General features: G+C 58.0%; 9 protein-coding genes and 1 pseudogene. 3 read left to right on the forward strand and 7 right to left on the reverse strand.

Annotated features, from left to right (window positions below; genetic code table 11):
• Positions 1 to 14: 14 nt before the first annotated feature.
• The 4 genes from FFM53_RS10025 to FFM53_RS10040 are packed head-to-tail and all read right to left on the reverse strand — an operon-like array spanning position 15 to position 5,223.
• On the reverse strand, positions 15 to 1,442 hold the full coding sequence (locus tag FFM53_RS10025; RefSeq protein ID WP_138388135.1) for an L-arabinose isomerase family protein: 1,428 nt from the start codon (positions 1,440 to 1,442) through the stop codon (positions 15 to 17).
• 28 nt (positions 1,443 to 1,470) lie between these two features.
• On the reverse strand, positions 1,471 to 2,475 hold the full coding sequence (locus tag FFM53_RS10030) for an ABC transporter permease (RefSeq protein ID WP_138388136.1): 1,005 nt from the start codon (positions 2,473 to 2,475) through the stop codon (positions 1,471 to 1,473).
• Positions 2,472 to 4,031, reverse strand: a complete 1,560-nt coding sequence (locus FFM53_RS10035; protein WP_138388137.1) for a sugar ABC transporter ATP-binding protein — start codon at positions 4,029 to 4,031, stop codon at positions 2,472 to 2,474. The genes FFM53_RS10030 and FFM53_RS10035 overlap by 4 nt, the downstream gene beginning before the upstream one ends.
• Before the next feature lie 22 nt (positions 4,032 to 4,053).
• Complete coding sequence (locus FFM53_RS10040) at positions 4,054 to 5,223, reverse strand: sugar ABC transporter substrate-binding protein (RefSeq protein WP_138388138.1); 1,170 nt, start codon at positions 5,221 to 5,223, stop codon at positions 4,054 to 4,056.
• 190 nt (positions 5,224 to 5,413) lie between these two features.
• Here FFM53_RS10040 and FFM53_RS10045 point away from each other — a divergent pair, with 190 nt between their 5' ends.
• Positions 5,414 to 6,283: a helix-turn-helix domain-containing protein gene (locus FFM53_RS10045; RefSeq protein WP_246413133.1), complete on the forward strand. Its 870-nt coding sequence runs from the start codon at positions 5,414 to 5,416 to the stop codon at positions 6,281 to 6,283.
• Positions 6,284 to 6,833: 550 nt separating this feature from the next.
• Here FFM53_RS10045 and FFM53_RS36270 read toward each other — a convergent pair.
• From FFM53_RS36270 to FFM53_RS10055, 3 genes and pseudogenes are all read right to left on the reverse strand, one after another.
• Positions 6,834 to 6,917 (reverse strand): annotated as a pseudogene (locus FFM53_RS36270) (LysR family substrate-binding domain-containing protein); the annotation flags it as partial.
• 55 nt (positions 6,918 to 6,972) lie between these two features.
• Entirely contained in the window at positions 6,973 to 7,737 is a 765-nt protein-coding gene (locus FFM53_RS10050) for a LuxR family transcriptional regulator (RefSeq protein ID WP_138388139.1), read from the reverse strand.
• 812 nt (positions 7,738 to 8,549) lie between these two features.
• Positions 8,550 to 9,638 carry a hypothetical protein gene (locus tag FFM53_RS10055; RefSeq protein WP_138388140.1) on the reverse strand — a complete coding sequence of 363 codons (1,089 nt, stop codon included), beginning with the start codon at positions 9,636 to 9,638 and terminating at the stop codon, positions 8,550 to 8,552.
• A 746-nt stretch (positions 9,639 to 10,384) separates the two neighbouring features.
• On the opposite strand from FFM53_RS10055, the gene FFM53_RS10060 reads away from it, so the two are divergent.
• Both FFM53_RS10060 and FFM53_RS10065 read left to right on the forward strand, forming a co-directional pair.
• Entirely contained in the window at positions 10,385 to 10,960 is a 576-nt protein-coding gene (locus FFM53_RS10060) for a PE-PGRS family protein (protein WP_138334522.1), read from the forward strand.
• 103 nt (positions 10,961 to 11,063) lie between these two features.
• Positions 11,064 to 12,779: a type I secretion system permease/ATPase gene (locus tag FFM53_RS10065; protein ID WP_138388141.1), complete on the forward strand. Its 1,716-nt coding sequence runs from the start codon at positions 11,064 to 11,066 to the stop codon at positions 12,777 to 12,779.
• The last annotated feature ends 12 nt before the right edge of the window (positions 12,780 to 12,791 follow it).

Consider the following 12,791-nt stretch of genomic DNA (forward strand, 5'->3'; position numbering starts at 1 on the left):
AATATTTTTGACAATTAGCAAATCCTCACGAACTCGACCTCCAACAGCTTTCCTAACTTTTCGATGCTGCTCCCAATGTGTCCGACGCCGACTGCGCAATGATGCGCCGGTCCTTCGGCGTTCCAATTCTCGACGAACGCGCGCGCCCCGATTGGAAACTGATAGCGGCTGTTGGTGTTTCCAATCTCCAGGATCGGTCCGGGCACCGATTGTCCTTCGGCGCACAACAGCTTCACTTTTCCGGCGCACTCCACCACGGAGAGCAGTGTTACCGGGCCATTCTTAACCGACATTTCGACACTTACGCCGGAGCCGACCTTGCCGTGATAGACCTCCAGAGGACGGATCTTGGTTCGACCCTCTGCAATTTTGGTATGGCCTGGGCCATCATGGCCCATCAGGACCACATCTGCATCGAAATCCATTGCATAATATTCGGTGAAGGAACCTCCGGTGCCGAAGCTGTCCATGATCTTCATGGCCTGCGCGTTCTTGATCTCATATTCGCCAGCAACCGGTATGCCTTCGGCGGTGAGCATCGAACAACCAACGATTACCGACGTGATGACGTCCTCGTATTCATGCCCGGACACCGATTCATAATAATAGGCGAGCGAGCCGAGACGCTTCGCGTCGACGAGTTTGCGCAGCGCGACAGCAGTTCTTGCCGCCCGCGCCAGTTCGTCTGGATCGCAATCCGGCTGCACGTCGAATTCCGTTCGGATTCTGTCCAAGCAGGCCGCCACTTCCGCCTCGCCAACGTCGCGTCTGAGGCGTGCTAGTTCGTCAATCTCCACCACTTCGATGTGTGTCCCGAATGCCGTGCTTTGGGCTGTGAGATCGGAATAGATATCGAGCATGCCGTTGTAATAGCGCCCCATGACGCCAAGGCGATTATGCGACATGACGTGGGCTACCCGTGCGGCCTCGATCCACTCCTCGATCTCGTTGTCGACAAACGGGTCATCGTTGAGAACGCCTGTTACTTGGTGGAACCGAATGCCCGCTCGAGTGAACACATTGGCAATCTCGGGCACCGGGCATGCAGCGCAGTGCGCCAGCCACTCGCCGGTCATGGCAGTCCTGTTGCCGAGTGCGTTGAAGGACGCGTAGTCGATCGCACCAGCCGGCTGCAGATTCAAAATAATGACCGGCACCTTTGCACGCCGAACAACCGGCAAGACGGTCGACGATAGAGCGTAGGTGGTGATGTAAAGGAAAATGATATCGACATCGGCCTGGCGAAACAGATGGCCGGCATCGACGGCCTTCTCCGGCGTATCGACGAGGCCAAGATTGACGACTTCGACCCCGGGCCGTTCCAGCTTGGACGCGACGACATGTACATATCCCCGCAGCCTTGCTTCGAGACCGGCAAACTGCGGCCAATAGGCCTCCAGACCGATACCGAACAGGCCGGCCTTCAAAGGGCGATCAGACATTCCAATTTCTCCTGGAATTATAGCGGGGTCAGCCCTGCAGGCGGACACGAAGCTGGTCGAGGCCCACGGCCAGAAGCAACACGACACCGCGCGTGACATCCTGCCAGAAACTGGACACGTTCATGAGGGTCAGGCCGTTGTTCAGAGTTCCGAGGATCAGCACCGCAATCAGCGTACCCCAGACGCTTCCCCGCCCGCCAAAGAGGCTGGTGCCTCCAAGAATGATAGCGGCGATGATCGTCAGCAGATGCTGACTTGCTGCATTCGGGGCGGCCGCGCCGAGCATTGCTGCAAGAATGATACCGGCGGCAGCGCCTGAAATGCCTGAGATCACGTAGAGGATCATCTGGGTGCGCTCGACAGGCACGCCGAGAAGGCTGCTGGCCTCGGGATTGCCGCCGGTTGCGTAGACAAACCGTCCGAACGGCGTCTTGGCAAGCACGAGCCAAAGGACGGCAAAGACGATCAGCATGACGATGACGGGAAACGGCACGGAAAAGATGCGACCTGAACCAAGCCAGTTGAAGGCCGGCACGAAAAGCGGCTTGCTCAAGCCACCCGTCATGACCATCGACAGGCCCGAGAAGATGCTCATCGTCCCGAGTGTCGCGATCAGGGGATTGAGGCGCAGCTTGGTGACGATCACGCCATTCAAAATTCCGACCCCGGCGCCGATGACCAAGGCTGTCAGGCATCCAACCCAGATATTGATCCCGTTGGAATGCATCAATGCAACGATGACGCCGGCCAGTCCGGCAACGGCAGCCACCGACAGGTCGAGTCCACCGCCAATGATCAGCGGCGTTCCGGCTGCGGCCATGAGCCCGATGAAGGCCATGTTCGTGCCGATATTGGCAAGATTGCTCACCGACAGAAAGAACGGCGACAGCATAGCGAAAGTCGCAAGAAGGATGACATAGAAGCCCAGCAGAACCACGATCCCGGCGGCCGGTCTGGCAAGGATGTCCGTCATCGACTGGCGTTGGCTGGTCGTCTTGGGTTCGCTTGCAACGATCGAGTTTGACTTGTTCATGCTTTCTCCAATTCGTTCGTAGCAGACACGGAGTGCGACTCCGCCGCCTGCATCAGCTCGGCCGCCGATGCATTGGCTCCCAATGCGGCCACGGCCCGGCCCTCTTCGAAGACGATCGCTCGGTCGGCAAGACCGGCGACTTCCTCAGCGTCCGATGAGACGAGGAGTATGCTCAATCCGTTCGCTGCGAGCCGGCGGATCTCCTCATAAATCTCTCGTCGAGCGCCGAGGTCGACCCCGCGGGTCGGTTCCTCGAGAATGAGCAGCTTGGGGTCGCCGAGCAGCCATCGCGCCAGGCACACTTTCTGCTGGTTGCCGCCGGACAGGAGTCTTATTTCCTGCTCCGGACCCGTCGTCTTGACGCGCAGGGTGCGGATCCAGTGTTGCGACATTGCCCGCTCCCGATTGTCATCGACGAGCCCGAAGCGCGTAAAGCGCGTGAGGTAAGGAAGGGTCGTGTTGGTACGGACGGTGAGGTTGGCGATCAGGCCTTGCCGCTTGCGTTCGGCTGCAACGAAACCAATACCGCTTCGAATGCTTGCCCGCGGGTTCGACAACGCCGTTTCGGCTGTCCCCATCCGGATTGAACGGACCTTCGCCTTGGGCTCCGCCCCATAAATGGCTCTGCCGACCTTCTCAATCCCGGAGCCGATCAGGCCGAACGCACCCAGGACCTCGCCGCGGCGCACCGAAAAGGACACGTCGCTGAGCCAGCCTGGCAGCGACAGTCCTTCGACAGCCAGGATCGTCTCGTCCGGCAGGGATTGCGGCTTTGCCGGAAAAAGATCGCCGAGATCGCCTCCCAGCATCGCCCGCAGCACCTCGTCGTGACTGGTGGCGCTCGTCTGGAACTGTCCGCGTACCTCGCCGTCCCGCAACACGACGATCCGGTCGGAGAGGCGAAACACCTCGTCGAGGTAGTGGGAGATATAGATGATCGTGACGCCGTCGGCGCGAAGCGCATCGATCACCCCGAACAGGGTTTCGGCATCTGCTTCTCCGAGTGCAGCAGTCGGTTCATCCATGATCAGAATACGGGCCTGGCCGGCCAATGCCCGGGCGATCTCGACGATCCGCTGCTCCGGAAGCGATAGTGATCCCATTCTCCGGCTCGCAGAGACATGACCGAGCTTCAGTCGGCCGAGCAGCGTCGTCGCTTGCCTCTGCATGGCGGCACGGTCGACGAAACTTATGCCGGCGATCTTGCGCTGGGGCATCGATCCCAACGCGATGTTCTCCGCGACCGACAAGTCCGGATGCACGGACAGTTCCTGCGGCATCAAGCGAATGCCCGATGCTATGGCCGCACGTGCCGACGTGATGTCGACTGCGGCCCCATCGATCTGTATATGTCCGGCGTCGCAGGAATAGACGCCGGACAGGATCTTCATCAGCGTGGATTTGCCTGCACCGTTGGCGCCGAGCAGTGCCACGACCTCGCCGGCATCGGCCGAACATGTGACGTTTTTCAGGACCTGCACGCCGGAGAAGGACTTCGTGACGTTGGTGATTTGGAGCCGCGCTACGCGGCTCTCCGTGCTCGATACCGTCTGCATCAAAATCTCCTCCGACCCCAGATCATTGCTTGGGGAGAATTGCCTCGTAGCCCTTCAACCAATTCTCTTTTTTCAGACCAGAGAGATAGCTTGCGAACTCTGCCTCGGGAAAGGTGTAACCGTCGGCTTCACCGGCGCACGCGAATTCCTTGTAGAATTTGCAGATGTTTGCCTTGGTTACCATCTGATGGGTGACGAAGGTTGCCTCCGGCACGGCCTTGCCGGCGAGCGCAGACAGTGCAATCGGAATGAGATAATTCCCGTAGCTGCCTGGAAACGAACCCGTCGCCGCCACGAGTTTCGGGTCCGTGGCAAGCGCCTCGGCTTCATCCGCGCCGTTGCCGACGGCGATGGCCTGATCAACACGTCCGGCTGCTCGGACGGCCTGCAGCATGCCCATGGTCGCCTGGTCGTTGATCGCGATGATCAGGATCGGCGCTCCTGGCGGAATGCGGCCGAGTACGTTGTTCATCTGGGTATAGGATTCCTGCAGCGTATTCTTCGTATCGATCTCGATGATGTGGTCGGCCGGGAAATCCTTGGTCAGGGCTAGGAAGCCGGCGCGCTGACCTTCCGTGCGCATGCGCGGGATGACGCCCGACTGGGGCAGTGCGCCGATGACGAGATAGCCGCTTTTTACCGTGTCCGCGCCAAACTGTTTTGCCGCAGCCGTTGCAAGGTAGGACCCGCCCATGAAACCGGACTTCGGATTGTTCACGCCGAAGAAACTTGCACCGGGCATGGGGATATCGATTGCCGTGACCTTGGTGCCGTCTTGCTTGAACACGTCCATCACGGTCTGACCGAAGTTTGCGTCGGTCTGAAACTCGATGACATAGTCAACCTTGCGTTCGGCAAAAGACTTGGCATTGGCAAGCGCGGTCGGGCCATCGAGTCGGTTGTCGGCGACGACGAGTTCCACGCCGGCAGCATCCGCGTTTGCCTGAATGCCTTTCTCCACGAGCACGCCGAAAGCGATGTCACGCTGAAGATTGGCGAAGCCGATGCTGTACTTGCTGCCGTTTTTCGGAGGCGTCACTTTCGACGCGTCGGCGGCCATGGCCTGGAGAGCCTCGGCCGAAAGCATATTGCCGTCGAACTTCGCGGGATCGAACCCGTGGAAATCATCGGCATAGGCAGCAGATGCGGCGAGGCAAGCGGCTGCGACCAGCAGTCTGGCGTGAGTTTTCATATCTATTCTCCTCCCAGCCCCTACCCTCCCCGGCAGCGGCGATAGCTGATGCAATCAGCGTTCGGCAAAATTCGATCAACTTTGCCCTGACCTGATGACGGTACCATCGGCCACACCTGTTGACACGACGCCAAAATCCACAAAAGTGATCATTTGCATACAAAAAATGATCCTAAAAAGGCGACGTCAAATGACGGAAAACTACTTCGTCTACATGCCTGACAACAGAATTTCTGCAGCATGGGGCTGCACCGCTGTCTCGACGGGCTATTCGGTCATTGCGCCGCACTCCGATTACCCTCCGAGCCGTCATCCGGACGACCATCACTTCAGCTGGTCTCGCGGCCGCATCCTTCAGGCCTATCAGGTCGTGCTGATCAGCGCCGGCAACGGGAAGCTCGAATTCGGCAACCTGCGCCGACAGGTGCGCGTCACGGAAGGATCGATTTTTCTCCTGTTCCCGGGCGTGTGGCACAGGTTCGCGCCCGATCGGCGAACCGGCTGGACCGAGCACTGGATAGAGTGCCGGGGAACCGCTTTCGACTTTGCAGTGGATGCTGGCCTCCTGCATGTCGAACGCCCGCTCAACCCGGCAAGCGATGAGATCAATCATGTGTTCGCCGCCATCCATGACTTGGCGCGGCAGGATCCCGTGCTTCATCAGCTGGTGATATCCACGCTCGGGTTGCAGCTCCTTGCGCTGCTCTGCCGGCCGGACGATCTGGCAACCGGCGCCGGCGCGCGCCTCGTCGATCGGGCGCGCATGATCCTGATGGAGCGCTGCGGAACTTCACAATCGGTCGAGGATCTCGCAGCAGAGATGGGGGTGAGCTACCCCTATTTTCGCCGGCTGTTTCGTGAGCAAACCGGGATGTCGGCGAAACAGTATCAAATGAACGTCCGTGTTCAGCGAGCACGCGACTTCCTAGTAAATACCGACAAATCGGTAAAAGAAATCGCCGGCCTGCTCGGCTTTCATTCCGCCTTCCATTTTTCCAGCCAATTCAAAAATGCGGTTGGCTGCGCACCGACGGAATATCGTAGGACCTCTGAGAATTGAGAAGTCTGCCGATCCGTGGCACCGCGCGATCCCAGACGTCCCTCAGTCTGTCTTCGATGTCCGGAACCAGCGGCAGCGTCGAAGACGCAGAAAAGATCATCGCGCAATATGGAGCCGATCGGAAGGCATCCGACAAGGCTGCATGCCGTTTCGCGGCGTAGAAACGAGAGCGGCTGCTCGACGCTGCAACCAGTGGAGAAGCCGCATGTCCGCCAGTCGCTGAAGAGGCGGCGCGCCGGGCAATGGGAACCACAGTTTTCGGAAGACCTCTTATTTCATTGAAAGCTAATTTGAACTCCGTTAGCTTCCTTTGCGGGAGGACTACAATGCAACACATTGATTCGATTACTGCCGAGCCTATCGTAGCGGCGAAGGTCTGGTGCATCGCGGACTTCTGCTCGCAGCACCGATTGGATGGCAAGGAGCAAGCCAAGCTTACTGCTTTGTTCGGTGAGTTCGCGACCATCAGCGAACTCGTCCACAATGTAACGCGTAGATCAAGGTCAAGGTGAAGAGGCCGACCCGGCGAAACGGCTGACGTTCCATGCGCTCACCTGGCCGGCGGCACCAGCGAGCGTGCGATATCGATGATGTCGTCACGCGAGGTGGTCGGGTCTTCCCTGTTCCAGGCCATCACGATATGAGACCCGTTGAAACGAACGAACGAACGCCGGTACTGGCGACACCGCCTAACCCGGCGAGACGTCAGGCCCACCGGCGGCTCTTTGAATTAAGCGGGCAACCACTTCAGTGCGGTTCTGCGCCTGCAACTTGCGCATTATGTGTTGCAAATGCATCTTCACTGTATGCCCCGACAAATTGAGTTTTCCTGCAATCACCTTATTTGAACAGCCGCATTGCAACTCTGCGAGGACATCCGCTTCCCGGGGAGTGAAATCAGCGATCGCCAAGTACTGCGTCCTATCATCCAAGCTCTTTTCGGCTTCATTTCTGGCCGGACTATGCTCGTTTGAGCCGTTTGTACCAGCTCCCAATAGCTGCGGGAAAAATGTTCCTCCGGCCAGAACGAGACGAAGACCGGCAAGAGCAATGTCAATGGGAAGTGAAGTCGAGAATAAGCCGCGGATGCCCATCTTGAGTGCCTGACGGGCTATGATGGCGTCATCCGTACCTGAGAGCAACGTGACAGGAGCCTCAGGAAAACGTGCAGCAATCGCCGCGAGATCATCACGCAGGCTGGTGCTCTCAACACTTCTGCCAGCCAGGCCCAATACAATCAAACGCACCTCTGCTCCAAGAGCACTATCGAGACTCTCGGTTGAGATCAAATCTATAACGTTCCACCCGGCGAGTTCACGCTCAAGAAGCTTCACCACGGTGGTGCGCGCCAATGTAGAATTCTCGATGATGATCACAGTTGGTGCATTGCGCCCGATACGGCGCCTAGTTCCAGTAATGTCGGACACTTGCGTGCTCCCCACGAATATTTGCAACGCAACAGCTATTCATATTATTCCTGTTCTCACTACATGTCATGAGAAAAAGTGAGTGTATTTCGGATATTAATAGTCTGACCTCTCATGATAATTCTTATAGTTTATAAGATATCAACGATAGATAACTGGGCTTGCAGAGCACATTGAAGAGATTTTTCATGAATTCCTGCTGGTTCGACTTGTCGCTGCAGACTTTCCAGCTTCGCCGAATTCACGTACGGCAAGCGCGTCAACAAAGCTTTCAAAGGCACTGAAAAGGCAACCGATCTGCTACAGACCCATTTCGGAAAGCGCCATTGGATATAACGAGTTGCCGATCGGCTCGGCTTTGTTTCCATATCTCAATTCAAAGCAGTCGCAGACCCGACAGCAAAAAAGCCTGAGATCGCTGACTACCCGTTATGATTAGTGAAACTGTGCTCTAATGACGCATTAATACCAGTTAGCATTGTTCTCCCGCAGACAGCACTGCGCCGGCACCGACCGATAGCGGCCGGAGGTCACGGCCCCTGGCGGCCGAAATCGGCGACAATGCGGATGAGGTCATGGTGGAATGTTCAGTTCTGAGTGAGCCGACCGTTGCGTGCCATGTCGGCCCAAAAGACGAGAGCCCGGCGGAGGAAGCGTTCAACATATGGCCTGATAATGGCACAAAGAACGGTTTCGTGCGGTTGAGCCTCCGCAATGCAAGTGGGGAGGCTATTCGCTAGAGCAATTCCAGCAAAAGTGCATTGCGGTTTTTGCGTCCGGAATTACGTGGAAACAAAGAGATAGAGCATTTCCGTGCTTCGAAGAAAAATGGAAAGGCTCTAGCCATGCATGAAGCTCAGAATGTCGTCTACGAGAGCCGAATGGGCATCCGTGAGGTTACCGTCTCCACCGTGGCCCGCGATGCCGGCCAACTGAAGCGCTTGCTGATCATAGAGAACATGATCGGTCTGTTGGGCATCCGCCGTCCCGCCGGCGGGAACGGCAATGTTGATGGGATGGAAATAGCCGAAATTGACGTCTACCATGCTGCCGGTTGACGATCCGTCCCCACCGCCGCCACCTGCGTGATTGCCGGTATAAATCGTATCTGACGACAAGTTGAAGCCACCGCCATTGCCGCCGATGCCTGCGATCTGCACAGTGCCCTGATCGAAAATGACATTGTTTGTCTGATGAGCCTCTGCGGAGCCGCCTGCGGCGCCGATGGCGATGTTGATCGGTGAAAAGATGGCAATACTCACATCGACCATGCTGCCGACGAAATATCCATCGCCGCCATGGCCCGCATAAAAGTCGCCGGTCAATGTGAGCGCAGTTCCCGGGCTCATCGAAGTGCCGTGGCTCGCGACGTTATGGTCTCCGCCCGAGCCGCCCATGCCGCCGATCTGGGTTGCGCCCTGCAGGAACAGTGCGTTGTTCGATTGCTCAGCGTGAGCCGTCGCGCCAGGGCCTGCAGCCACGGCAGTATTCACGGGGGCAAACAGCGCGACTTCGGCGCTGACGAGTCCACCGTAGAAAAGCCCATTGCCCCCGCTGCCGGCATGATTGGCGCCATCGCCGCTACCGATGGCAACATTGCCGCTTCCGCCATTCCCGCCTATCCCCGCCATTTCGGTGGGATGCTGATTGATGAGCGCGTCGTTGCCCTGGAAGGCGTCTGCACCGGAATGAGGTCCCGCAATGGCGGCATTGGACGGCGTGAAGACGGCCAGTGCGTTGCTGCTGATCACGCCTTCGCTGATCCCGTCACCACCGCTGCCGGCTGAATTATGGCTCTGACCGGAAGCGACATCCAATGGAAGCCAAGTCGGCACCAGCGCCAGATGCCCCGCGGCCACGTTGGAGGCGAGGTGTTGATCGCTGCCCGTCTTGGGCAGGTCTTCCAATGAGGGACGAGTTTCCGCCATTACCGTCTCCATTCGCCGGCGACTGCACGTCCACCGAGCATGCGGCGCTTTGCAGCCTGAATTGTTCAGGCATTGTGCATCTGAACGTGGGAAAAGCAGAGCCTGCAATTCGTCTACATCCTGTCGGCTAGTGCTGTAGCCATTTGGCTGTCATGGCCGCAGCGCCCGTTGTGCGAGTTTGCGAGCATTAGAGCCTTTCCGGGTTAGATTGCAGCATTCTGTTGGCTCAAACGGAGTCGGATGGTCGACCGGCCGGCGCGCGTCGTAGCCCAGCTCTACGGCCAAGCCGGCCGGTCGATCAGCCGGCCCGTTTCAGCCAACCCGAAGGGCCGGGCATCTTTCCGCCAGGATCAAAGGCGATCGGCTCGGACGTACCAAGGGGTATGCCCTTCGCCAATCGCCTTTGCCCTGACGAAAATCTGCTCCGGCAGAATGCTGCAATCTAACCCGGAAAGGCTCTAAATCTGCCTATGGATCAGAGGCCCTGATGTCGCTTCGACGAGGTCGCAGACACGATCGACCATGCCACCCTGCACCAAATCAATAAGTACTGATCCAAATAACGCTCCGCCATTTCCAAGTATACGCCCAAATGAATGTCACCGAATATCTAGATAGGCCACAGATTAAATCGCAGGCAATATTCGCCTGCGGTTGTATTGGCTGCGGTGACATGCTGGAAATGCACGCCGTAGGGGGACGCCGTAGAACGAACACGGATGAAACCAAGTAAAGGAGTGACATCAATGCCTATTCCACAAATATCCGACACGATTCATCTCAACAACCCGGATGCGGGTGACGCGAATGCCGGCAACGGCGGTGATGGCCACAACGATGGGAACATCAACTACAACCCGGTTGCCTATGTAAACCCCGTGCAAACGGTCTACGGGGCAACGACCGATCTGCACAATGGCGATCACGTTTGGCAGAAGGCAGGTTGGGACGCCGGCAGTGGCGGAGACGGTGGCTTTGCTCAGGCCAAGAACGGCTTCCTGGCGGCGGTCACGAACAGCGGCGACGGCGGCGCGGGGGGAGATTCAAACTCCAACGGCAGCCAAGGAAACTCGAGCGGCGGCGACACGGCTACCGTGAATGCGGCTACGACCGCGACACAATATACGCAGCTTGTGGCCGATCAGCATGCCACCATCCTCGCAGGTGTCGGCGGCAACGGCGGCAACGGGAACAACGCTCTGGGCGGCGATATCTCGTCAGCTCTGGTGCACACGGATCCCGAAACGACGACGGTGAACAATTCTCTCGATCACTTCATAAACGCCTTCGGCCATATCGACGTCGACCATCTCGGCTCCTGAACTCTGACTCTGAGGGTCGCCGGTTTCGGCTGGCGACCCTCCTGAATTGCTGAATCAGCACGCAGCCTCTTCTTGTCAGAATCAAGTGCAGCGAGATCTGATAATGACAACGATTTCCATAAAGCCACCGCGCCCGCCGACACAGCTTGTTGTTGCGCTCAGGGCTTGTGCCGGAGCCTTCGGGTTGGTCTTCCTCTATAGCTGCGGCTACAATCTCTTTCTTCTCGCGCCTTCCATCTATCTCCTGCAGATCTATGACAGGGTCCTGTCGAGCCGAAGCGCTGACACGCTGCTGATGCTGACGATGATCATCGCCATCGGCGTGATGGTCGGGTCCACGCTGGATATCGTGCGCAGAGCAGCTCTTTCGCGCATCGGCAGTTGGCTGGACCACAGGCTACGGCCCATGGTGCTCACCTCATCGTTCGAATATGCCGCTCGCGCCGATACGGGAGCCGCCACGGAATGTTACAGGGACCTGGCCGCACTACGCCAGTTCCTCGATTCACCGGCTAGCTCGCTCTTTTTTGACGTTCCCTGGGCACCCGTATTCCTGTTCCTGCTCTTTCTCGTTCATCCGCTGCTTGGGACCATCGGTCTTCTGAGCGCGCTTGCACTTCTGCTGTTTGCGTTCCTGACGGAACTGGCGACGCGAGAGCCGCTTGCCTACGCCAATCTTGCCCTTTCGAGGAGCTATATCCGATTTGCGACCGCCCTCAAAAACATCGAGGTCATCAGGGCGATGGGCATGCAGGATGGCGCGGCGCTGATCGTCTATCGCGATGCGGAAATGGCAAGAAGGGCACAGGACATCGCGATGCATCGGACGGAGATCATTCTTGGTTTCTCCAAATCGATCCGCACACTCGCGCAGATCCTCATGATGGGATCCGCGACATGGCTAGTGCTCGTAAACAATGGCAGTCCCGGGATCATCTTCGTTGCGAGCCTGCTGCTCGGGCGCGGGCTCGCACCGATCGAGGGCGCAATAGGGGCATGGCGCTCCTTTACGTTTGCGCGCAATGCCTTCAATCGCTTGAACAAAATGCTGATATCAGTTGCATCGGATTGCGATGCCCGAATGGTGCCGCTGCCGGAACCCAATGGCCTCGTTCTCGATAATGTCAGCTATATCAAGCCATTCGCTGATCGGCCGATATTGACTGATATCACCTTGCGCCTCGCCCCCGGCGATTGCATAGCGCTCATCGGTCCTTCGGGATCGGGAAAATCAACACTCGGTCGCGTCATGGCAGGCGTTGTGCCAGCAACGCGCGGATATGCTCTTCTCGGTGGGGTCGATATCTCGGCTCTGCGCCTTTGTGGGGGGACCTGCCACGTCGGATACCTGCCGCAGGACATCGAACTCTTCGGCGGAGCGATCAAGGATGTGATCGGCCGGCTGGACGGAGGAGATCCCGGCAAAGCGATCGACGCCGCGAAGCTGGTTGGGTTGCACGAAGCGATCATGCGGCTGCCGCAGGGTTACGAGACCGATATCGGTGAAGGTGGCAACCTGCTCCTTCGAGCTCAGCGCCAACAGCTGGGACTGGCCCGGGCGGCCTATGGAAATCCGTCTCTGATCGTTCTCGACGATCCGAATTCGAGCCTGGATTATGACGGCGAACGCATGCTGTTTGCGGCAATCGAGCGCATGAAATCCAGGGGGATGACCGTCGTTATCATAACGCACCGGATGGGGATCCTGCCGGTCACCAACAAGATTGCCATCATGCGTAACGGGACGGTGGCTGCCTTCGGCGACAGCGAACGGATTTATGAAACTTATCTTCAACCACCGTCTCGAACAGGAACATAGGGAGAAACGCGG

Source organism: Rhizobium indicum (assembly GCF_005862305.2).
GTDB classification, from domain to species: domain Bacteria; phylum Pseudomonadota; class Alphaproteobacteria; order Rhizobiales; family Rhizobiaceae; genus Rhizobium; species Rhizobium indicum.